The following is a 20,859-nucleotide window of genomic DNA, read 5'->3' on the forward strand; positions in this document are numbered from 1 at the left end:
GCCCCCGCCGGCATCGCGCGCGACCTCGGGCTGCCGATCCTCGCGACGGGCAACGCGCACTACGCCCGGCCCGAGCGCGCGCCGCTCCCGACCGCCCTCGCCGCCGTGCGGGCGCGCGCGAGTCTCGACCAGCACGAGCCGTGGCTGCCCGCTGCGGGCGGCGCCTACCTGCGCTCGGGCTACGAGATGCGGTCCCGCTTCGCGCGCTACCCGGGTGCCGTCGCCTACTCGGTCGAACTCGCCCGTGAGACGGCGTTCGAACTGCGCAGCGCCACCCCGCGCCTGCCGCAGCTCCCCGTGCCCGCGGGGCTCACGCTCATGGAGTGGCTCGCCGCCGAGACCTGGCGGGGTGCCGCCGAGAAGTACGGTCCCGACCTCCCCGAGGGTCACCGCCGACGGCTGCAGAGCGAGCTGGATGTCATCGCCGCGAAAGACTTCCCGGGCTACTTCATGCTCGTGAAGGACATCGTCGACTTCGCCCGGCGCTCCGGCATCCTCTGCCAGGGTCGCGGCAGCGCCGCCTCGAGCGCCGTCTGCTACGTGCTCGGCATCACGGCGATCGACGCGATCTTCTACGAGCTGCCGTTCGAGCGGTTCCTGTCGAGCATCCGCGATGAAGAGCCCGACATCGACGTCGACTTCGACTCCGACCGGCGGGAGGAGGGCATCCAGTACGTCTACGAGACCTACGGCCGTGAGAACGCCGCCCAGGTCGCCAACGTCGTCACCTACACGCCGCGCAACGCCGTGCGCGACATGGCGAAGGCGCTCGGCCACGGCCCCGGGCAGCAGGACGCCTGGTCGAAGCGGCTCGAGCGCTGGGGCGACCCGGTCATCGAAGATCTCCGCGACATCCCGCGATCCGTGCTCGACCTGTCGGGCGAGCTGCTCGGCTTCCCGCGGCACCTCGGCATCCACTCGGGCGGCATGGTGATGACGGAGCGTCCGATCGGCGAGGTCGTGCCGATCGAACACGCGCGCATGGACAAGCGCACGGTCCTGCAGTGGGAGAAGGACGACTGCGCCTGGATGGGGCTCGTCAAGTTCGACCTGCTGGGGCTCGGGATGCTCTCCGCCCTCCAGCATTCGTTCGACTGCATCCGGGATGCCTTCGGGCGCGAGTTGACGCTGTCGACGATCCCCAAGGAGGAGGAGGCCACCTATGACGCGCTCTGCCGGGCTGACGCGATCGGCATCTTCCAGGTCGAGAGCCGCGCGCAGATGGGACTGCTCCCCCGGCTCCAGCCGCGGCGCTTCTACGACCTCGTCATCCAGATCGCCCTCATCCGGCCAGGTCCCATCCAGGGCGGCGCGGTGCACCCGTTCGTGCGCCGCAAGCTCGGCGAGCCGTTCGAGTACCTGCATCCCGAGCTCGAGCCGATCCTCGGCAAGACGTTCGGGGTGCCGGTGTTCCAGGAGCAGGTGCTCAAGGTCGCGCGCGACCTGGGCGGGCTCGACGCCGAGGAGGCCGACCTGCTGCGCCGGTCGCTCGGGTCGAAGCGCGGCAAGGTGCGCATCGAGTCGCTGCGCGAGAAGCTCGAGGTCGGGCTCCACGCGAAGGGGCTCGACGACGACGGGATCGACACGATCTACGGGCAGATCCAGGCGTTCGCGAACTTCGGCTTCGCCGAGAGCCATGCCCTTTCGTTCGCGCTGCTCGTCTACGCCTCCTCGTGGCTCAAACTGCACTATCCGGCGGCGTTCCTCGCCGGGCTGCTGCGGGCGCAGCCCATGGGCTTCTACTCTCCCGCGACGCTCGTCGCCGACACCCGGCGTCACGGCGTCGAGGTGCGGCGCCCCGACATCCTGCGTTCGGGGGTGTTCGCGCTGCTCGAGCCGCTCGACGAGCAGGGCCCGCTGGCGGGGGGCGACGGGGTGCTGCCCGAGACGGGACTCGACGCGTGCCTCGGGGTGCAGCCGCCCGTCCCTCCGCGGTTCGACCGCGACGCCCCCGACACGAACCCGGCTCACCGCCGCGACGGCACCGCCGCGGTGCGGCTCGGGCTCGCCGGGGTGCGCGGCATCGGTGAAGGGGTCGCGCGCAAGATCGTGGCCGAGCGCGAGGGGCCGCGGGGTGCGTACACGTCGATGGAGGATCTCGTGCGGCGGGTCGGGCTCACCGCGACGCAGCTCGAGGCGCTCGCCTCCGCCGACGCGTTCGAGCCGTTCGGACTCGAGCGGCGGGAGGCGCTCTGGCGGGCAGGCGCGGCGGCGGGCGACCGGGCCGAGTTCCTGCCGCAGACGGTCGTCACGGTGCAGCCGCCGCTCTTCGGCGACCCGACGTCGTTCGAGGTGCTGCGAGACGACCTCTGGTCGACCGGTATCTCAGTCGACGATCACCCGGTCGCGCATCTGCGCGCAGCCCTCGACGAGCGCGGCGTGCTCAGTTCGGCGGCGTTGCGCACCCACGAACCGGGTCGCCGGGTCGAGGTGGCGGGTCTCGTCACCCACCGCCAGCGTCCGGGGACGGCGAGTGGGATGACGTTCATGAACCTCGAAGACGAGCACGGTTGGGTGAACGTCATCTGCTCGGTCGGAGTCTGGAAGCGCTATCGCCGTGTCGCCCGTGAGTCACCGGCGCTGCTCGTGCGCGGCATTCTCGAGCGCTCGCCCGAAGGCGTCACCAACCTCGTCGCCGACGCGTTCGAGCCGCTGAGCGCCGGCGTCCTCCACCGTTCGCGCGACTTCCACTGACCCTCTTCGGAGCCGACGCGTGCGCGGTTTGTCACGAGAAAGGGGACGCGCCTCGGAGGCGTCTCGCGCGTTAGCCTGGCCACTCCACCGATCCCACCCGAAGGGCTACGGCGATGTCGTCGATCCTGCGTACCGCGCTCCGCGCGTGGTACGCCCTGCGCCTCCTCGAGCTGCGCAAGCATCGACGACCCCAGGACTCGGCGGTCACCCGATCGGGCGATCCGCGCGCGGATCGGGTCCTCCTCATCGGCAACGGCTTCACACACGGCTGGGGTGTCGACTCGCACCGACAGGCGCTCACCGGGCGACTGTCCGACGCGGTCGCCGACCGGACGGGCCGCGGGTGCGATCTGGATGTCGTCGGCGCGGAGTCGATGAACGCCCGGTCGTCACTCGCCTGGGTCGGCGGCGATCGCGACCTCGGTGATCTCGACGCCGTGGTCGTCGCCCTCGGGCTCAACGACGCACTCCGACGCACCCCGGTGCCGGACTGGGAGCGGGGGTTGGGTGAGCTCCTCTCGTCGGTCGTGCCGAGGCTGCGTCCGGATGCCGCCGTGCTCGTCGTGGGCATCCCTCCCGTGCGGGCGCTCCCGGCGTTCGACGGGGTCGTCGCCCGCGCCTCCGAGGGGCACCGCGACCGGCTCAACGCCGCCGCGACCTGGACCGCTGAGCTGCACGGCGTCGCGCACCTCGAGATCGGCGAGTTCGTCCCCGACACCCGTGGACGGCTGACGGCGTCCGCCGTCTACGCGCAGCTCGCCGCACGCATCGCCGTCGAACTCGCACCCGCGCTCGTCTCGTCGCGTCCCGACCCCGAGCCGCGCGAGCCGCAGGCGGACCCGCTCTGGGAGTGGAGCGGTACCGAGGAGGTCGTCGCCCTCGCCGCGAAGGGCGGCTCGCCCGTGCTGCGGAGGCTCGCCGAGACGGCGCAGAAGGCGTTCAAGGTCGAGCTCGCCGTCGTGAGCCTCGTGAACGGCGACCGGCTCTTCTACGCCAACAACACCGACGTCATGCCCGGCTCGGTGCCGCTCGACCTCTCGTTCTGCCAGTACACCGTCGCGGAGGAGGCGCCGGTGATCATCCCCGACGCGCGCGTCGACGACCGTTTCGCCGACAACCCCCTCATCGATCTGTCCTTCATCAACTTCTACGCGGGCTATCCGCTGCGCGCGTCGGACGGGAAGGTGATCGGGTCGTTCTGTCTCCAGGGCTCGCGCGCGCGCAACGGCGAGTCGGTCTCGATCGAGGCGCTCCGCGGGCTCGCGCTGCAGGCGGAAGCGGAGTTGCGACGCTTCGAGAAGCCGCAGCAGCCCCCCGCGCCCGACGGTCCTGCCTACGCCTTCGACGATCGGCCGCTCTCGCAACCGTGAGCGGGATCTACGCCTCGCCCGCGAGCCGTCGCAGCCGCCGTCGTGCGTAATCCTGGGCGCGCGGACCGCCCCCGATCGCGCGGCCGGCGAACCACAGCGCGGCGCGCGTGAGTGTCACGACCGGTAGCGCCGAACGGCGCAGGCCGAGCATCCGACGATACGGCCGCGGGATGGTGGCGACCGCCCCGGCGAACAGGAGTCGATAGGCGATGCCGAGCGACCCGGTGAAGGGCGGACGACGCAGGAACCGCACGACCTCGGCCACCCGCTCGTCACCGCGGAGGTCGCCGCGCGCGAGGTACCCGTCGCGGCGCGCCCGCAGCTCCGCGGCCGACCGCGGTGGTGAGGCGACGCCCATGAGCAGCCCCGCGGTCGCCCAGTCGTGCACGTAGCCGTCCGAGCCTCCCGGGATGGGTCCGCCCCACACCTCGTGGCAGGTCAGGAAGGCGTCGGCGAACGCGACGTGCACCCAGTCGACGAGCTCCCCGTCGGTCGCCGAGTACTCGCGCGTCTCCCCCGACCCCGCGCGGTACTCGCCCGCCACGCGCGCGTGGAAGCGACCGACCCGGCCGAGCTCGCCGTCCGCCTGCGCGCGCGAGCCGTACGTGAGCGTCACGATCCAGCGCACCGTGCCGGAGAGTCGGCCGATCGGATCCTCGCGGTAGCGCGACCAGTCGTGCACTCCCGCCATCGCACCGGGGTGCAGCGCCTGCAGGAGGAGGGCTCGGATTCCGGCGACGAAGGTGCCCATCCCGGCGTGCACGATCCACGGTGCCGAGTCTTCGGCGAAGTAGCCGGCGTCGTCGCCCTCCGCGAGCGCGAGCACGTAGGGGGCGCTGCCGTCGGGATGCCCGGCGACCGCGGTCAGCAGGCGTGCCCGCAGCGACTCGGCCATCGTCTCCTCCGTCTCAGCGTTTCGTGATCCGGGAGCGGAGGATGTCGATGCGCGCCTGGAGCTGCGCCACCGTCGCCCGCGCGACCTCGGGACCGCCGCCGAGGCGACGCACTTCGGCGTGGATCTGCGCGTGCGTCTCCCCCGACTGTTTCGACCAGACGGAGACGAGGCTGTTCAGCAGCCGGCGCTGCTCGGCGAGGCTGCGGTGCAGCGGAACGGGCTCGGCGGCCTCGGGGTTCTCCTGGCGTCGCTCGACACCCCGCCGGGCCTGCCGCGCCTGCCGCAGCTTGAGCAGCCGGCTCACGTCTTCCGGCTCGAGGATGCCCGGGATGCCGAGGAACTCCCACTCCTCGGGGCTGCCCGGCTCGGCGAGCGTTCCGTAGTCTTCCCCGTCGAAGAGCACCTTCTCGAACTGCGCGACCGATCCGAGGGTCGTCCACTCGTACTCGTCGAGCAGCTCGGCCGAGGCGGCTTCGCGTTCCTGAGCGCTCTCCAGGAGTCCGTCGTCGAGCAGTTCGTCGTCGCCGCGTTCGCGATCGAGGGCGTGGTCGCGCTCACGCTCCATCTCGGCCGCGAGGGTCAGCAGAACGGGCACGCTCGGCATGAAGACCGAGGCGATCTCGCCGCGGCGGCGCGTGCGCACGAAGCGTCCGATCGCCTGCGCGAAGAACAGCGGCGTCGACGAGCTCGTCGCGTAGACGCCGACCATGAGGCGGGGCACGTCGACCCCCTCCGAGACCATGCGCACCGCGACCATCCACCGCCGGGTGCTGCCGGTGAACTCCGAGATCTTGTCCGAGCCACCGGGCTCGTCGGAGAGCACGACCGTGGTCTCCTGCCCGGTGATGCCGCTGAGGATCGTCGCGTAGGCCTTCGCCGTGACGTGGTCGGTCGCGATCACGAGACCGCCCGCATCCGGCACGTCGCGGCGCACCTCGGTGAGCCGACGGTCCGCGGCGCTGAGCACGGCGGGGATCCAGTCGCCGTCCGGGTCGAGGGCCGCGCGCCACGCCTGCGCCGTGACGTCGGCGGTGTCGCCCTGCCCGAGCGCGGCTTCCATCTCGTCGCCCTGGCGCGTGCGCCAGCGCATCGAGCCGGCGTACGACATGAACACGACGGGCCGCACGATGTGGTCGGCGAGGGCGCGCCCGTAGCCGTAGGCGTAGTCGGTCTGCGAGAGCCGGACGCCGCGCTCGTCGCGGAGGTACGAGACGAACGGGATGGGAGCGGTATCGGAGCGGAACGGTGTTCCCGTGAGCGAGAGTCTCCGTTCGGCACGCTCGAAGGCCTCCCGGATGGCATCTCCCCACGACAGCGCGTCACCGCCGTGGTGCACCTCGTCGAGGATCACGAGGCTGCGCTTGGACTCGGTGAGCGCCTTGTGCAGCGACGGCCGCACCGCGATCTGCGCGTACGTGACGGCCACCCCGTGGTACGGACGCGACTCCCGCGAGTGCCGGTTGCTGAACCGCGGATCGAGACGGATGCCCGCGCGGTGCGCCGCCTCGGCCCACTGCATCTTCAGGTGCTCGGTCGGCGCGACGACGGTGACCCGATCGACGACGCGTCGCTGCAGCAGGTCGGAGGCGAGACGGAGAGCGAAGGCGGTCTTGCCGGCGCCGGGCGTCGCGGAGACGAGGAAGTCCTTCGGCTCTCGCCGGTGGTACTCCGCGAGGGCCTCCTCCTGCCAGGCACGGAGCTTGGCGACAGCGCCCCACGGGGCGCGTTCGGGGAACGTCGGCGAGAGGTGCTCCGCGGCCGCGGTGGCCCGGAACACGGGACCCTCCGACGACTCGCTCACTTGATCAGACGATACCCGTCGCCGCTGACCCGCTGCGCGCACTCGGTGGTCGAGTAGCCGCGAAGCGGCGTGTCGAGACCCTGCCAGCACTTACGTCGGATCGCCCCTCATCGGCATCCGACGGTCGGGATCATCCCCCAGCAGCGTCGCGGGCCGCACGAGGTTGCGGCCGAACTTCGCGGCGATCGCGTCGACCGCGTTCTCGGCCTCGCGCCAGTCGCCGTCGTCATCCCAGAGTCCTGTGTCGGCGACGTGTCCCGTGAGTTGCTCGCCCCGCACCCCGAGCAGTCGGACGGGTTCGCCGGCACGCCCCGACTCGGCGTAGAGGGAGCGAGCCTCCTCGTAGATGCGCCGTCCGAGGTCGGTGGGGTCGGCGAGGGTCCGTGAGCGGGTGATCGTCGAGAAGTCGTCGAACCGCAGCTTGAGGGCGATCGTGCGTGCCTGCACTCCCCCGCGTCGCAGCCGCATCCCCACGGCGTTGGCGAGACGCAGCATCTCCTTCTCCAACTCCGCCCGGTCGGCGATGTTGCGCTCGAAGGTGCGCTCGTGCCCGATGCTCTTCTCGGCGGTGTCGGTGACGACGACGCGCGGGTCGCGGCCCCACGACAGCTCGTGGAGATGGCTCGCCGTCGCGGTACCGACCGCCCGGGTGAGCGCATCGAGGGGGATGTCGGCGACGTCGCCGACCGTGCGCAGACCGAGCCGCTCGAGCTTCTCAGCGGTCTTCACGCCGACACCCCACAGCGCGGAGATCGACTGCGGCCGCAGGAAGGCGAGTGTGCCGGCCTGGGGAACGACGAGCAGCCCGTCGGGCTTGGAGCGGCTGGACGCGAGCTTCGCGACGTACTTCGTCGTCGCTGCCCCCACGGAGCAGCGCAACCCCGTCTCGGCGAACACGGTCTCGCGGAGGCGCGTGCCGATCTGCCACGGGGTGCCGAGCAACCTCCGTGCGCCCGCGACGTCGAGGAACGCCTCGTCGATGCCCAGCACCTCGACGAGCGGCGTCACGTCACGGAACAGGTCCATGACGATCGCCGAGTACTTCTGGTAACGGTCGTAGTGGGGCTCGAGCACGATCGCCTGCGGGCAACGTCGCAGCGCGAGAGCCATCGGCATCGCCGAGTTGACGCCGAACTTACGGGCCTCGTAGGTCGCTGCCGTGACGACGGAGCGCGCCGACGGATGCCCGACGATCACGGGCTTGCCGACGAGCTCGGGATGCTCGAGCAGTTCGACCGACGCGAAGAACGCGTCCATGTCGACGTGCAGGATGTGGGGGTCGAGCGCCGCGACCGGCTCGGCAGAGACCTGCCGCCCGCTGCCGTCCTGCTTGCCCACGCCGCCATCCTGTCACCGGCGGACGACGCCGGCAGGTGCCCCAGACAGGCCGATGGCCCAGAGCCGGAGCCCTGGGCCATCGAACGTGATGCGGAGGTCAGGCGCGCGTGCGGCTGCCTCGCGTGACCAGGCCGTAGATGAGCAGCACGAGAACCGCGCCACCGATCGCCAGGAGCCAGGTCGAGAGGTCGAAGAAACCCTCGATGCCGACCCCGAAGATGGCGCTTCCGATGAAGCCGCCGAGCAGTGCGCCGACGATCCCCAGCAGCAGGGTCACGATCCAGCCGCCGCCCTGGCGGCCCGGCAGGATGAGCTTTGCGATCGCGCCGGCGATGAGGCCGAGGACGATCCATCCCAGAATTCCCACGGTGAACCTTCTTTCGTTCGACGCGCATCTCGCGTCTGGGTCTATCTCATCGGAAACCTGGCCGTGGAGTGGGGTCTTGACGCGGTGCGCGGCACCCCGCTAGCGCGACGTGAGAATGACGCACTCTCGTGGCAATCTGGGAGGTATGACGACCCGCCATCCGTGGTCGCGCTACGTCGCGATCGGCGACTCCTTCACGGAGGGCATCGGCGATCCCGAGCCCGCCTCGCCCGGCGGCCACCGCGGCTGGGCCGACCGCGTGGCCGAGATCCTCGCCGACCAGGCCGACGACTTCGCGTACGCCAACCTCGCCATCCGCGGTCGGCTCCTGCAGCAGATCCTCGACGAGCAGGTGGACGCGGCACTCGAGTTGCATCCCGACCTCATCTCGATCTCAGCCGGGGGAAACGACATCATCCGCCCCGGCACCGACCCCGACGAGGTCGCCGCACGCCTCGACGGCGGCATCGAGCGGCTCTCACGGGAGGGCGCGACCGTCGTGATGTTCAACGGCCCCGACATCGGCGGCACCCCGGTGCTCGGCCGCATCCGGGGCAAGGTCGCGATCTACAACGAGAACCTGCACACGATCGCGAAGCGCCACGACGCGATCGTCGCCGACATGTGGGCGCTGCGCGAACTCGCCGACCCGCGCATGTGGGCACCCGACCGACTGCACTTCTCGCCCGTCGGCCACCAGACGATCGCGCGCATGGTGCTCGATGCGCTCAACGTGCACCACGATCTCGAACCCTTCGAAGCCGAGCCGCTGCCGAGGAAGGCGTGGCGTGAGGCACGCATCGAGGACATCGGCTGGGCACGCGAGTACTTCGCGCCCTGGGTTCTGCGGCGCGTGCGCCGGCGGTCGTCGGGCGACGGGGTGGCGCCGAAACGCCCCTCGTTCTGAGCGTCTCGGCTTCTCAAACTCTCAGAACAGCTCGGCGGGGTGGGTGAGCCGCCACCACGGGCCGGGATCGGGCACGTCGATCGCGAGCTCGAGGTCGATCGTGACGCTGCGGGAGCCCGCGCGGAACACGACGTCTCCCACATCGTCGCCGGCCACGCCGGTCTTGACCTCCTCGGTGACCACCTGGGTCTCGATCTGGTCGGCGCTCCACACGAGGAGCGTCGCGCGCTCGCTCGCGATCGCCGAGGCATCCGCCCCCCACACCGTCTCGTAGACGGCGAAGGCCTCGTCGTCCGCCGCCACCTCGACCTCGCTGAAGTTGGCGATCGTCGAGGCGAGCAGGGCGAGGATGTCGGAGTCGATCCTGTCGTGGGTCGGTCCGCCGAGCACGACGCCGACGAGCGTGACGGTCGATGTGCCCACGGTGTAGTCGGCGGAGAACAGCAGGTTCGCGCCGAAGTCGTCGAGCGTGCCGGTCTTGATGCCGTCGACGCCGCTCACGCCGAGGAGCGCGTTCGTGTTGGGCAGCACGCCCAGGTTCGCGACGCCGACCTCGCGGGTCGCGACGATCTCCGCGACGACGGGATGCTCGAGGGCGATGCGGCCGAGCTCGATGACCTGCTCGACCGGACCGACGTTCGCCGGGTCGATCCCCGTCGGTTCGATGACGACGATCCTGTCCAGCCCGTGGACGCCGAGCCAGGCCTGCACGGCGGCGACGTACGCCTCCTGCGACCCGAACGCCCACATCATGAGGCTCTTCGTGTAGTTGTTGGCCGACTTCACGAGCGTCAGTTCGAGCAGCTCGCGCTCACTGAACGCCATCCCGGAGCGCACGTCGGAGACGGTGCCGTTCTGCGCGAGGTACTCGCCGTAATAGCCCGCGTCGGTGCGCGACATCGTCACGGTCGGGCCCGCCTCGCCGACCGCGAGGGGGTGCTTCTCGAGCACGACGAGCGCGGTGATGACCTTCGTGATGCTTGCCATCGGGCGTGGGTCGGTGGTGCCGCTCTGCCCCAGGAGCCCGTCGACGCCGACCGCGGCGATCCCGCTCGCGCCGTACTCCGGGAAGTCGAGCGCGACCGCCGGGGGGACGGCTTCCTGCGGCGCCGTGACGGTGACGGCCGCCGCGCGCAGCGGCGCGAGAAGGGTGAGCGGGAGGTAGACGAGCGTCGCGAGCACGACGGCGACGCCGCCGAAGACGACGATACGACGCCGCCGGTAGACCTGTCGTCGGGAGAGCCGCGACCTCAGCCCGGGCTCGTCGAAGGCGGTGGACACCCGTCGACCCTAAGCGGTTCCGCCGCCCTCCTCACGACGACACGGGGCGTCAGCCCTCAGGACGACACGGGCGTCAGCCGCGACCGCCGTCGACGCTGCGGATGACGAGCTGGTCGTCCTCGGGAACGAGCACCTCGGTGTCGCGGTTGAGGCTATCGCCGCGGAAGAAGGGCCGCGACTCGCGGAACAACGACCAGACGATCACGAGCACGACGCCGAGCAGCAGCGAGCCGACTCCGATCACGAAGACGCCGCCCACCCCGAACAAGACCGTGTAGCCGTAGTCGGGGTCGAGCATGTCGATCGCGCTCTTCACGAACGCCGCGGTGAGCAGCAGCGCGCCGAGCAGCGGCAGGAGGAACTTGAAGAAGAAGCTGTGCGCGTTCACGAAGAGCTCCTTGCGGAAGTACCAGACGCACGCGAAGCCGGTGAGGCCGTAGTAGAACGCGATCGCGAGCCCGAGGCTGTAGATCGAGTCGGCGAGGAAGTTCTCGCTGATGAGCGTCATCCCGACGTAGAAGACGGTCGCGACGATGCCCATCACGAGGGTGGAGAAACCCGGGGTGCGGTACTTCGGGTGCACCCGTCCGAAGCGGCTCGGCAGCGCCTTGTAGACGGCCATCGAGAGCGTGCCGCGCGCCGTCGGCAGGATCGTGGTCTGCGTCGACGAGACCGCGGAGATCATGACGGCGAGCACGAGCAGCCACGCCCAGGGGCCGAACAGCGCATCCTTCACGGTGTAGAAGATGTCGTCGGAGTCGGTGAGGTTGTCGAGGCCGGCGTAGGCGATCGCGGCGACCGTGACGGCGACGTAGGTGACCATGAGCACGACGGTCGAGATGAGGGCGGCGCGACCCGGGATGCGCTTCGGGTCCTTCGTCTCCTCGTTGAGCGCGAGGCAGGTGTCCCAGCCCCAGTAGATGAAGAGCGCCAGCAGGATCGCGGCGGTGAAGCCGTCGAACGACTCGAAGGCGAACGGGTTGAACCACGAACCCTCGACCGGCACGGAGTCGGGCGCCGACCCGTTCGCGATCGCGACGACGACGAACACGACGAACAGCACGAGCGCGAGGTACTGGATGCCGAGCAGCACGTTCTGGAGCTTCTCGCCGATCTCGACGCCGCGGTAGGAGACGTAGACCATCGCGGCGATGAAGACGACTCCGGTGAGGGTGACGATCCAGAGCTGGTCGGAGAACATCCCGGGCGTGTTCGTGAACCCCTCGATGAGGTACCAGAAGTAGAGGCCGGCGATCTGGGCGAGGTTGGCGAGCACGATGATGCCCGCGACCGCGACGCCCCAGCCTCCCAGCCAGCCGACCCACGGGCCGAAGGCCTTGGTGGCCCAGGTGAAGGTCGTGCCGCAGTCGGGCACGGCGCGGTTCAGCTCGCGGTAGGCGAAGGCGATGAAGAACATCGGGATGAACGCCAGGATGAATGCGATCGGAGCCTGCGCGCCGACCTCCGCGATCACGAAGCCGAGGGTCGCGACGAGCGAGTAGACGGGAGCCGTCGAGGCGAGTCCCATGATGGTCGAGCCGAAGAGGCCGAGCTGCCCCTTCGCCAATCCCTTGCCGGCGCCGTTGCCGGTCGGAGCGGTGGTCGTCATGGGCCGACCCTAGTGCGCGCGGCAGCGCCGGGAAAGGTGCTCAGAGCACCCGCAGCGACCAGAGGGCGACGGCGGATGCGGCGGCGACGTTGAGGGAGTCGATCCCGCGCGCCATCGGGATGGTGCCGACCGTGTCGGCGGCCTCGAGTGCGGCGCGGCTGAGTCCGTCGCCTTCCGTGCCGAGCACGAGGGCGACGCGCTCCGGCGGGTCGGCGGCGTAGGTCGCGAGGTCGACGGCGTCCTCGGAGAGCGCGAGTGCGGCGATCTCGAAGCCCGCCGCGTGCAACTGGGGCGCCGCCTCCTCCCACTCCCCGATCCGTGTCCACGGGATCTGCAGGCTCGCGCCCATGCTCACCCGCACCGCCCGACGGTAGAGCGGATCGGCGCAGCGCGGGGTGACGAGTACCGCGTCGGCGCCGAGACCCGCGACGGCGCGGAAGATCGCCCCCACGTTCGTGTGGTCGACGATGTCCTCGAGCACGACGACCCGCCGCGCGTCGCGCAGCAGCTCGGCGACCGGGACCGGTGCGGGCCGGTGCATCGACGCGAGCGCCCCGCGGTGCATGACGAACCCCGTGAGCTCCTCGAGGAGCTCGAGCGGACCGACGAAGACGGGGATGTCGTGGTCCGCAAGCAGCGCCCGAGCCTCGGGCAGCCACTTCTCGAGCACGAGCGCGGAGCGGGGGCGATGACCGGCGTCGAGTGCGCGCTCGATGACCTTGACGGACTCGGCGATGTAGATGCCCTCGGCGGGTTCCCGCAACCGTCTCCGCGAGACGTCGGTGAGCTCCGTGTAGTCGCGGAGTTCGGGCGCGCCCGGATCGGTGACGGTGACGACGCGCATCCCGCCAGCCTAGGAGCCGAGCCCGCCTCCGATCCGCGCGACCGATCCACGGCGCGCGGAAACATTCTCGCAACGTGCGCGTTCTAGCCTTCGTACACACCCGGTGCGCGGAAGGAGACGTGGATGTCGACGAACACGCTCGCGCCCGTCGATCCGGCACTCGCCGCCGACCTCGATCGAGCGGTCGGCCTGCTCGCCGGCAAGCGCATCGCGGTGCTCACCGGTGCCGGCGTGAGCACCGATTCGGGCATCCCCGACTACCGCGGCCAGGGCGCGCCGGTGCGTCGACCGATGACCTTCCAGACCTTCCTCGCCGAGCCCGTGGCGCGGCAGCGCTACTGGGCGGGCAGCCACCTCGGGTGGCGCCACTTCGCGGCCGCGGGACCGAACGCGGGTCATCGCGCGCTCGCCGAGCTCGAGGTCGCGGGTGTCGTCAACGGCGTCGTCACGCAGAACGTCGACGGACTGCATCTGCAAGCGGGCTCTCGCCACGTCGTCGAGGTGCACGGCTCGATCGACCGGGTGCGCTGCCTCGCGTGCGGCCAGCAGTTCGCCCGTCAGGACATCGCCGCGCGGATGACGCGCGACAACCCGTGGCTCGCCGAGCCCGAGAACGTCAAGCTCAACCCCGATGGCGACGTCGACATCGACGCGGTCGGCGACATGGTGGTGCCCGACTGCACCGTGTGCGGCGGCATGCTCAAGCCCGACGTCGTGTTCTTCGGCGAGTTCGTGCCGCCGGCGAAGTTCACGCAGGGCGCGGCGCTCATCCGCACCGCCGGGGCGCTCGTCGTCGCCGGCTCGTCCCTCGTCGTCAACTCCGGCATCCGGCTGCTCGACCAGGCGCTCAAGCGGCGGCTGCCCGTCGTCATCGTCAACCGAGGCGAGACCAAGGGCGACTCGCGGGCGACGCTCAAGATCGACGCCGGTGCCTCCGAGGTGCTCGTCGCGCTCCGGGAGCGGCTCGGCTGACGCGCACGTAGGATCGGATCGCCATGACCGATCTGTACCTCGTGCGCCACGGCGAGACCGACTGGAACCGGCAGCGCCGCATCCAGGGCCGCACCGACATCCCGCTCAACGCGACCGGACGGGAGCAGGCCCGGCTGACCGGGATGCTGCTGACCCGCCGGCCGATCGACCGCGTCGTCGCGAGCCCGCTCGGCCGGGCGCGTGAGACCGCCGAGATCATCGCGCGCGAGCTCGGCCTCGACGAACCCGCTCTGCGCGACGCACTCGTCGAGCGCGACTACGGCGCGGCCGAGGGGCTCAGCTACCGCGAGATCGACGCCCGTTACCCGGAGGGCACGCCGGTGCCCGGGCGAGAGTCGCGGGAGGAGGTCGCCGCGCGCATCGTGCCCGACCTCATCCGACTCGCGGCCGACCACCCGGGCGAGTCGATCGTCGTCGTGAGCCACGGCGGCGCGATCCGCTCGGCGCTGCTCTCGGCGGAGCCGCACGGCGGCTTCGGGCCGATCACGAACGGATCGGTGCACGCCTTCCACGTCGCCGCGGGTGACCTGCGGCTCGTCGCCTTCGACGATCCGATCGAGCTCGCCGCGGTCGACCCGCGGGCAGGCGATCTCGACATGCAGAACGCCGTCGAGGCTCGCGAGAGCTGACTCAGGCGTCCTCGGGGCGCACCTTCGACGCGACGCGGCGCATCACCTCGTAGAGCACCTCGGCTGAGCGATCCCAGTCGAACAGCCGTGCCTGTGCGCGGGCGGCGGCCGACCGGCGCGTCCACTCCGCAGGCTCCTCGAGCGAGCGCACCGCCGCGGCGAACGCCGACGGGTCGTGGGGATCGGCGTAGACGCCCGCGTCTCCACCGATCTCGCGGAAGATCGGGATGTCGCTCACGACGACGGGCGTGCCGACGCTCATCGCCTCGACGAGGGGGATGCCGAAGCCCTCGTCGAGGGAGGCGTGCACGAGCGCGCAGGCACCTTCGAGCAGGGCCGCATACTCGGCGTCCGTGACACCGTCGTGGAACTCGAGCGCCCCCGCGGGAGCGAGCGATTCGAGCCTGGCGCGCTCCGCCGCCGGCACCCGGGAGAGCAGGTGCAACCGGTATCCCGGCAGCTCTCCCATCGCCCGCGCGAGTGTCGCGACGTTCTTGTAGGGCATGAACGAGCCCATGTAGACGAGATCCCGGGTCGTGGGGGCCGTGCGAACGGGGGCGCCGTCGGCGATCGGGTCGGCCGCGTTCCGCACGACGGTCACGGGACGTTGGGTGAGCCGGTGCCGGGCGATGAGGTCCCGCGTCGTCTCCGAGATCGTGACGACCTCGTCAGGAGCATTGAGCGCGCGCCGCTGCGGCATCCAGGTCAGGTGATAGAGCCACCACCCGACGCGGATGTACCAGGGCAGGTGCTTCGGAGGCGTGCGGTGGCGGTGGTAGATGATGTCGTGCAGGGTCAGCACGAGTCCGTACCGCCGACCGATCGACCCCATCGTCTGCAGCGGACTGAACACGGCGTCCGGTTCGAGCCTGTTGAGGTGCCGAGGAAGCCACGGCTCGCCGAGCCCCGTCTCCGAGGGGATGAGATGCCACGGCAGATCGGGCAGCAGGCGCAACTGACGCTCGTCGCTGATGAGCATCTCGACGGGCATCCGCTTCGCGAGCGCCTCCACGAGGCGTGCCGAGTACTTGCTGATGCCGTCGTGGTGGCCTTCCCGCACGACGTATCGGCAGTCGAAGAGGATCCGCACGGCGTTCCTAGCTCAGCCGCTCGGCGACGAACGCCCGGATCGCGTGCGCGGCGGCCTCGGGGGTCTCGTAGTGGATGAGGTGGCCGACACCCGGGATGACGTCGAGCCGCGCATCCGGGAACACCTCGAGCAGCCGGAACTGCCCCTCGAGCGGAGCCACTTCGTCGCGCTCCCCCGCGACGAGCAGCACGGGCTGCTCGATGCGCTCGGCGACCGCGGCGACCGTCGTCGACAGCGACGCGTCGAATCCCTCGACGATGCTCTCCCGCGAGCCGAACGCCGAGAAGTACGCGTGGTGTTGGCCGTGGATGAAGCGTCGCAGCTGTCGGTCACGGGTCTTCGCGAGCTTCGTGCTCATCCCCTGCACGACGAGCGGGTTGCTGAGCCAGGCGCGCGCCGCGCGCTCCGGGACGCGCCGCGCGACGGCGTAGTAGAAGCGGGTCGCGCCGATGCCGGCGACCTTCGACGGGTCGTCGGCGATGGGGTTGATGAGGATGACGCCCTTCGCCGGCAGCCCCGCGGCGACGGCGTGCGACACGACGATCGAGCCGAAGGAGTGTCCCAGCAGGATCTCTCCGGTCAGGCCGAGTTCGCCCACGAACTCGCGCAACCACTCGCCGTAGCCCTCGATCGAATGCGGCTCCTCGGTCATCGGCGTCGACTCGCCGAAGCCCGGGAGGTCGGGCGACACGATGTGGAAGTCGGGCAGCAGCTTCACGACCGGTTCGAGTCCGTGGTGGTCGCCCCGGTAGCCGTGGACGACGACGATCGTCGGCCCGTGCCCCGGGGTGCCGTACTCCCAGTAGCGCACCCGGCTGCCGAGCACCTGCAGGTCGCGCGTGAGGATCTCCATGGCCCCGCCAGTCTATGAGCGGAGTCACCGGGACAGCGCTGCCTAGACTCTTTCGGTGACCTTCACCGCGCCCATCACACTGCCCGGTCTCGCCCTCGATCCGCAGTGGTACCGGCGTGCGGTGTTCTACGAGGTGATGGTGCGGTCGTTCGTGGATTCCAACGGCGACGGGTCGGGCGATCTCGGCGGACTGATCTCGAAGCTCGACTATCTGCAGTGGCTCGGCGTCGACGCGCTGTGGATCCCGCCGATCTTCAACTCGCCGTTGCGGGACGGCGGCTATGACGTCGCCGACTACAAGACCGTGCTTCCCGAGTTCGGCACGATCGAGGAGTTCCGGGAGCTGATCACGAAGGCGCACGAGCGCAACATGCGCGTCGTGATCGATCTGCCGCTGAACCACACGTCGGATGCTCACGAGTGGTTCCAGCAGTCGCGCAGCGACCCGGAGGGTCCGTACGGCGACTTCTACGTGTGGCGGGACACGGATGAGGGCTTTCCGAACGTGCGCATCATCTTCACCGACTACGAAGACTCCAACTGGGCCTTCGATCCGGTGCGGCGCCAGTTCTACTGGCACCGGTTCTTCTCGCACCAGCCGGACCTCAACTTCGAGAACCCGGCGGTGCACGAAGCGCTGTTCGACGTCATCCGATTCTGGATGGATCTCGGCGTCGACGGGTTCCGACTGGACGCGATCCCCTACCTCTACGAATCGGAGGAGGGCACCGGGGAGAGCGAACCGCTGACGCACGAGTTCATCAAGGCCGTGCGGCGGATGATGGACACCGAGTACCCGGGGCGGGTGATGATCGCCGAGGCGAACCAGTGGCCGAGCGAGGTCGTCGCCTACATGGGCACGAACGACGAGCCGCAGTGCCACATGGCCTTCGACTTTCCGGTCATGCCGCGCATCTTCTACTCGCTGCGCTCCCAGTCGGCGTCGGAGCTGGAGCACGTGCTGTCCGAGACGACGCAAACCCCCGACGGCGCCGGGTGGGGTGTGTTCCTGCGCAACCACGACGAACTCACCCTCGAGATGGTCTCGGAGGAGTACCGGCAGGCGATGTACGGCTGGTACGCGTACGACCCGCGGATGCGCGTGAACGTCGGCATCCGTCGTCGCCTCGCACCCCTGCTCGACAACGCGCGTGCCGAGCTCGAGCTCGCGCACGCCCTGCTGTTCTCGCTGTCCGGGTCGCCGTTCCTGTACTACGGCGACGAGATCGGGATGGGCGACAACATCTGGCTGCCGGACCGCGACGCGTCGCGCACGCCCATGCAGTGGACGCCGGACCGCAACGCCGGCTTCTCCACGGCCGACCCCGGCAAGCTCTACCTCCCTGTGGTGCAGTCGCTCGTCTACAACTACTCGCTCGTCAACGTCGAGTCCCAGCTCGCGCAATCCCGGTCGCTGCTGCATTGGGTGCGCAACGTCATCCACATCCGCAAGTCCCACCCCGCGTTCGGCCTCGGAGTCCTCCGCGTGCTGCGCACCGATCACGAATCCGTGCTCGCCTTCGTGCGCGACTATGAGGGATCGGGTACGGCGCACGGCGACAAGCCGGAGCAGATCCTGTGCGTCTTCTCCTTCGCCCACAACCCCGTCTCCGTCACCCTCGACTTCGACGGCTGGTACGGCGCCCCCCTCCACGATCTGTTCGGGGGCGCCGACTTCCCCGCGATCGGCGACGACGGACGACTCACCCTCACCCTCGGCACCCAGTCCTTCTACTGGCTGCACATCGGAGACGCGACGCGCTAGCCCCAGGTCGTTGCGCCGGCATCCAGGGAGAGCGTCGTACTCTGTGCGGATGGGGAGCGCCTTGGGGCGCCTGGGGGTCGTCGAGTTCGCGACCACAGGCTCAGAACTCGACACGGGACGGGTCGTCGCCGCGCGCATCGCGATGCTCGACGAGGACGGCACCGAAACGGTGCGCTGGGACTGGGGTTCCGACCGTTCCGGCGCCGTCGTGGGCGAGGTCGCGCAGACGCTGCGCACCCTGCTCGTGCTCGGCGTTCCGCTCGCGATCTACGACGCCGCGGCCGGGCTGACCCTCCTCGATCGCGAGTGCCGACGCCGCGGCATCCCGCCACTCGCCGACCCGTCGCCCGTGCTCGACCCGCTGCTGCTCGATCACCTGCTGGCCCCCGAGTTCGAGGGCAGCCGCTCACTCAGCGCCTTGGCGGAGCGTTACGGGGTCTCGCCGGGCTCCCTCGTCGCGGGACGTCTTGTTCGGGCGATGTGCGACCACGAGGAACTCCTCGCGCGTCCCGCTGCACTCCACGCGCGACAGCGCGGGATGCTCGACGACTGGCCGGTCGTACCGCTCGACGACATCCGGCTCATCGAGGACACCCAGCCGATCCCCGCTCCTCCGTTGCGGCCGAGCGACACGGTGCCGATGTTCGATTTCTCCGACACGGGCGTGCTCGCCCTCGAAGCTCCCGCTGCGGCCCCCGAGCCGTCGGAGGCCGTCGAGGCAGTCCGCGAGCCGGCCGACGAGGAACCGGTTGCGGTCTTCGAGTCGGACGCGCTCCCCGTGGTCCCCGTCTCCGACCCGCCACCCCCGACTCCCCCGGCGGCACCGCGTCGCATCCACGTCGCCGCCGCGATCGTGACCGACCCGGCGGGCCGCGCGATCGTCGTGCGCAAGCGCGGGACCACCGGGTTCATGCAACCCGGCGGCAAGATCGAGCGGGGCGAGAGCGCCCTCGCGACGCTCATCCGCGAACTCCAGGAGGAGCTGGGCCTCGAGGTCGACGTCGACCAGACCGAGTTCCTCGGCTCGTTCGAGGCCGACGCGCTCAACGAGCCCGGTGCGCGCGTGCGGGCCGAGGTCTTCGCCCTCGTGACCGACGCCGAACTGCGGCCGAGCGGCGAGATCGACGCCGTGCACTGGCTCGAGTCGCCCGACGACGTCCACTCGGTGGAGCTCGCGCCGCTCACCCTCGAGGTCATGCTCCCGCTCTGGGCGCAACGACGTCCCGCACTGTTCTGACGGTTCGCGGTACCCCGAGACGTGGAAACGCCCCGCTCCTGACGATCAGGCCGGGGCGTTTCGTGCGGCAGAGGCTTAGCTCTGGCCGCCGAAGTTCTTGAAGCGCTGGTTGAACTTCTCGACGCGACCGGCGCTGTCCATGATGCGCTGCTTGCCCGTGTAGAAAGGGTGCGACTCGGACGAGATCTCGACGTCGATGACCGGGTAGGTCGCGCCGTCGAGGTCGATCGTCTTGTCGCTCTTGACCGTCGAGCGCGTGAGGAACGTGGCGCCGCTCGCGAGATCGCGGAAGACGACCGCGGCGTACTCGGGGTGGATCTCGGACTTCATGGCGCTACCTCGGAAGAGAAGAAGGAAAGTGTGGGCCGAACGGCCAAGGATCGAGAATAGCAGATCAGCCGGCGGCGCGAGCCGCGTAGCGGCCGTTCGACGACGTGAGCTCGATGCCGAGTCCGAACGTCGCCGAGAGGTTGGCAGCCGTGAGCACCTCGTCGAGCCTGCCCGCCGCCTTCACGGCGCCGGTCGCGAGCAGGAGCACGTGCGTGAAGCCCGGCGGGATCTCCTCGACGTGGTGCGTCACCATGACCATCGCGGGCGACTCGGTGTTGCGCGCGAACCCGCCGAGCAGCTGCAGCAGTTCTTCGCGGGACCCGAGGTCGAGGCTCGCGGCCGGCTCATCGAGCAGCAGCACTTCGGGATCGGTCATCACGGCGCGCGCGATCTGCACGCGCTTCTGCTCGCCGTCGCTCAGGGTGCCGAAGCGACGATCGGCGAAGGCACCGAGCTTCCACTCGTCGAGCACGCGGCGCGCGCGCTTGACGTCGACCTCGTCGTACTGCTCGTTCCAGCGCCCGGTGACGGCGTAGGCGGCGGTGAGCACGACATCCAACACGCTCTCGTCGGCCGGGATGCGGCGCGCCATCGACGACGAGGCGACGCCGATGCGCGGCTTGAGATCGAAGACGTCGGACCCGCCGAGTCGCTCGTCGAGGAGCGTCGCGGAGCCCGAGGTGGGGTGCATCGCCGCGGAGGCGATCTGCAGGAGCGTCGTCTTGCCGGCACCGTTCGGGCCGAGGATCACCCAGCGTTCGTCGGGGTTCACCGTCCAGTCGACCTGGTCGAGGATGCGGTTGCCCCCTCGGGTGACAGAGACCTTCGAGAACTGGAGCACCGGGGACATGGTGTG

The 20,859-nt window shown here is 70.3% G+C and carries 18 protein-coding genes; 7 read left to right on the forward strand and 11 right to left on the reverse strand.

Annotation, left to right across the window (positions count from 1 at the left end; translation table 11 throughout):
• The coding region (locus tag ACO1X9_RS06960; protein ID WP_486350093.1) for an error-prone DNA polymerase at window positions 1-2,694 on the forward strand (2,694 nt) is incomplete at its 5' end.
• 113 nt (window positions 2,695-2,807) lie between these two features.
• Window positions 2,808-4,064 (forward strand): GDSL-type esterase/lipase family protein, encoded by a 1,257-nt coding sequence (locus tag ACO1X9_RS06965; RefSeq protein WP_486350094.1) that lies wholly within the window; start codon window positions 2,808-2,810, stop codon window positions 4,062-4,064.
• Window positions 4,065-4,071: 7 nt separating this feature from the next.
• On the opposite strand, the gene ACO1X9_RS06970 is transcribed toward ACO1X9_RS06965, so the two are convergent.
• From ACO1X9_RS06970 to ACO1X9_RS06985, 4 genes are all read right to left on the reverse strand, one after another.
• The gene (locus tag ACO1X9_RS06970; RefSeq protein ID WP_486350095.1) at window positions 4,072-4,959 is read right to left on the reverse strand and encodes an oxygenase MpaB family protein; all 888 of its coding nucleotides are present in this window, start codon (window positions 4,957-4,959) and stop codon (window positions 4,072-4,074) included.
• Window positions 4,960-4,972: 13 nt separating this feature from the next.
• Window positions 4,973-6,760, reverse strand: coding sequence for a DEAD/DEAH box helicase (locus tag ACO1X9_RS06975; protein ID WP_486350096.1), 1,788 nt, complete (start codon window positions 6,758-6,760; stop codon window positions 4,973-4,975).
• A 90-nt stretch (window positions 6,761-6,850) separates the two neighbouring features.
• Window positions 6,851-8,098: a DNA polymerase IV gene (dinB, locus tag ACO1X9_RS06980; protein WP_486350097.1), complete on the reverse strand. Its 1,248-nt coding sequence runs from the start codon at window positions 8,096-8,098 to the stop codon at window positions 6,851-6,853.
• 97 nt (window positions 8,099-8,195) lie between these two features.
• Window positions 8,196-8,465: a GlsB/YeaQ/YmgE family stress response membrane protein gene (locus ACO1X9_RS06985; protein WP_486350098.1), complete on the reverse strand. Its 270-nt coding sequence runs from the start codon at window positions 8,463-8,465 to the stop codon at window positions 8,196-8,198.
• 145 nt (window positions 8,466-8,610) lie between these two features.
• Between ACO1X9_RS06985 and ACO1X9_RS06990 the strand changes: the two genes are divergently transcribed.
• Complete coding sequence (locus ACO1X9_RS06990; RefSeq protein WP_486350099.1) at window positions 8,611-9,372, forward strand: SGNH/GDSL hydrolase family protein; 762 nt, start codon at window positions 8,611-8,613, stop codon at window positions 9,370-9,372.
• Between the two features lie 21 nt (window positions 9,373-9,393).
• On the opposite strand, the gene ACO1X9_RS06995 is transcribed toward ACO1X9_RS06990, so the two are convergent.
• The 3 genes from ACO1X9_RS06995 to ACO1X9_RS07005 all read right to left on the reverse strand — a co-directional run bounded on the left by ACO1X9_RS06995 (window position 9,394) and on the right by ACO1X9_RS07005 (window position 13,106).
• The gene (locus ACO1X9_RS06995; RefSeq protein WP_486350100.1) at window positions 9,394-10,653 is read right to left on the reverse strand and encodes a D-alanyl-D-alanine carboxypeptidase family protein; all 1,260 of its coding nucleotides are present in this window, start codon (window positions 10,651-10,653) and stop codon (window positions 9,394-9,396) included.
• A 73-nt stretch (window positions 10,654-10,726) separates the two neighbouring features.
• Window positions 10,727-12,262 (reverse strand): APC family permease, encoded by a 1,536-nt coding sequence (locus ACO1X9_RS07000; RefSeq protein WP_486350101.1) that lies wholly within the window; start codon window positions 12,260-12,262, stop codon window positions 10,727-10,729.
• Window positions 12,263-12,302: 40 nt separating this feature from the next.
• On the reverse strand, window positions 12,303-13,106 hold the full coding sequence (locus ACO1X9_RS07005; protein WP_486350102.1) for a TrmH family RNA methyltransferase: 804 nt from the start codon (window positions 13,104-13,106) through the stop codon (window positions 12,303-12,305).
• Between the two features lie 123 nt (window positions 13,107-13,229).
• On the opposite strand from ACO1X9_RS07005, the gene ACO1X9_RS07010 reads away from it, so the two are divergent.
• Together ACO1X9_RS07010 and ACO1X9_RS07015 are read left to right on the forward strand one after the other, a co-directional pair.
• Window positions 13,230-14,078 carry a Sir2 family NAD-dependent protein deacetylase gene (locus tag ACO1X9_RS07010; protein ID WP_486350103.1) on the forward strand — a complete coding sequence of 283 codons (849 nt, stop codon included), beginning with the start codon at window positions 13,230-13,232 and terminating at the stop codon, window positions 14,076-14,078.
• Between the two features lie 23 nt (window positions 14,079-14,101).
• A complete protein-coding gene (locus ACO1X9_RS07015; protein ID WP_486350104.1) occupies window positions 14,102-14,728 on the forward strand; it encodes a histidine phosphatase family protein in 627 nt (208 codons plus the stop codon).
• A gap of 1 nt (window position 14,729) precedes the next feature.
• On the opposite strand, the gene ACO1X9_RS07020 is transcribed toward ACO1X9_RS07015, so the two are convergent.
• Together ACO1X9_RS07020 and ACO1X9_RS07025 are read right to left on the reverse strand one after the other, a co-directional pair.
• Window positions 14,730-15,818: a glycosyltransferase family 4 protein gene (locus tag ACO1X9_RS07020; RefSeq protein WP_486350105.1), complete on the reverse strand. Its 1,089-nt coding sequence runs from the start codon at window positions 15,816-15,818 to the stop codon at window positions 14,730-14,732.
• A gap of 7 nt (window positions 15,819-15,825) precedes the next feature.
• Entirely contained in the window at window positions 15,826-16,671 is an 846-nt protein-coding gene (locus tag ACO1X9_RS07025) for an alpha/beta fold hydrolase (protein ID WP_486350106.1), read from the reverse strand.
• A gap of 55 nt (window positions 16,672-16,726) precedes the next feature.
• Between ACO1X9_RS07025 and treS the strand changes: the two genes are divergently transcribed.
• Both treS and ACO1X9_RS07035 read left to right on the forward strand, forming a co-directional pair.
• Entirely contained in the window at window positions 16,727-18,436 is a 1,710-nt protein-coding gene (gene treS / locus ACO1X9_RS07030; protein WP_486350107.1) for a maltose alpha-D-glucosyltransferase, read from the forward strand.
• Window positions 18,437-18,485: 49 nt separating this feature from the next.
• Window positions 18,486-19,673, forward strand: a complete 1,188-nt coding sequence (locus ACO1X9_RS07035) for an NUDIX domain-containing protein (protein WP_486350108.1) — start codon at window positions 18,486-18,488, stop codon at window positions 19,671-19,673.
• 75 nt (window positions 19,674-19,748) lie between these two features.
• Here the strand turns inward: ACO1X9_RS07035 and ACO1X9_RS07040 are convergent, their stop codons facing one another.
• On the reverse strand, window positions 19,749-20,003 hold the full coding sequence (locus ACO1X9_RS07040) for a type B 50S ribosomal protein L31 (protein ID WP_486350109.1): 255 nt from the start codon (window positions 20,001-20,003) through the stop codon (window positions 19,749-19,751).
• Window positions 20,004-20,067: 64 nt separating this feature from the next.
• Complete coding sequence (locus tag ACO1X9_RS07045) at window positions 20,068-20,853, reverse strand: ABC transporter ATP-binding protein (protein ID WP_486350110.1); 786 nt, start codon at window positions 20,851-20,853, stop codon at window positions 20,068-20,070.
• Window positions 20,854-20,859 lie beyond the last annotated feature (6 nt).

It is taken from the genome of Pseudolysinimonas sp., assembly GCF_057350545.1.

What these genes read in the sequence shown, in the direction of transcription:
- ACO1X9_RS07000 (WP_486350101.1), bottom strand. Translation starts at nt 12,262, where the DNA reads ATGACGACCACCGCTCCGACCGGCAACGGCGCCGGCAAGGGATTGGCG.
- ACO1X9_RS07035 (WP_486350108.1), top strand. Translation starts at nt 18,486, where the DNA reads ATGGGGAGCGCCTTGGGGCGCCTGGGGGTCGTCGAGTTCGCGACCACA.
- ACO1X9_RS06990 (WP_486350099.1), top strand. Translation starts at nt 8,611, where the DNA reads ATGACGACCCGCCATCCGTGGTCGCGCTACGTCGCGATCGGCGACTCC.
- ACO1X9_RS07015 (WP_486350104.1), top strand. Translation starts at nt 14,102, where the DNA reads ATGACCGATCTGTACCTCGTGCGCCACGGCGAGACCGACTGGAACCGG.
- ACO1X9_RS06970 (WP_486350095.1), bottom strand. Translation starts at nt 4,959, where the DNA reads ATGGCCGAGTCGCTGCGGGCACGCCTGCTGACCGCGGTCGCCGGGCAT.
- ACO1X9_RS07005 (WP_486350102.1), bottom strand. Translation starts at nt 13,106, where the DNA reads ATGCGCGTCGTCACCGTCACCGATCCGGGCGCGCCCGAACTCCGCGAC.
- ACO1X9_RS07045 (WP_486350110.1), bottom strand. Translation starts at nt 20,853, where the DNA reads ATGTCCCCGGTGCTCCAGTTCTCGAAGGTCTCTGTCACCCGAGGGGGC.
- ACO1X9_RS07040 (WP_486350109.1), bottom strand. Translation starts at nt 20,003, where the DNA reads ATGAAGTCCGAGATCCACCCCGAGTACGCCGCGGTCGTCTTCCGCGAT.
- ACO1X9_RS07025 (WP_486350106.1), bottom strand. Translation starts at nt 16,671, where the DNA reads ATGGAGATCCTCACGCGCGACCTGCAGGTGCTCGGCAGCCGGGTGCGC.
- ACO1X9_RS06965 (WP_486350094.1), top strand. Translation starts at nt 2,808, where the DNA reads ATGTCGTCGATCCTGCGTACCGCGCTCCGCGCGTGGTACGCCCTGCGC.
- ACO1X9_RS07010 (WP_486350103.1), top strand. Translation starts at nt 13,230, where the DNA reads ATGTCGACGAACACGCTCGCGCCCGTCGATCCGGCACTCGCCGCCGAC.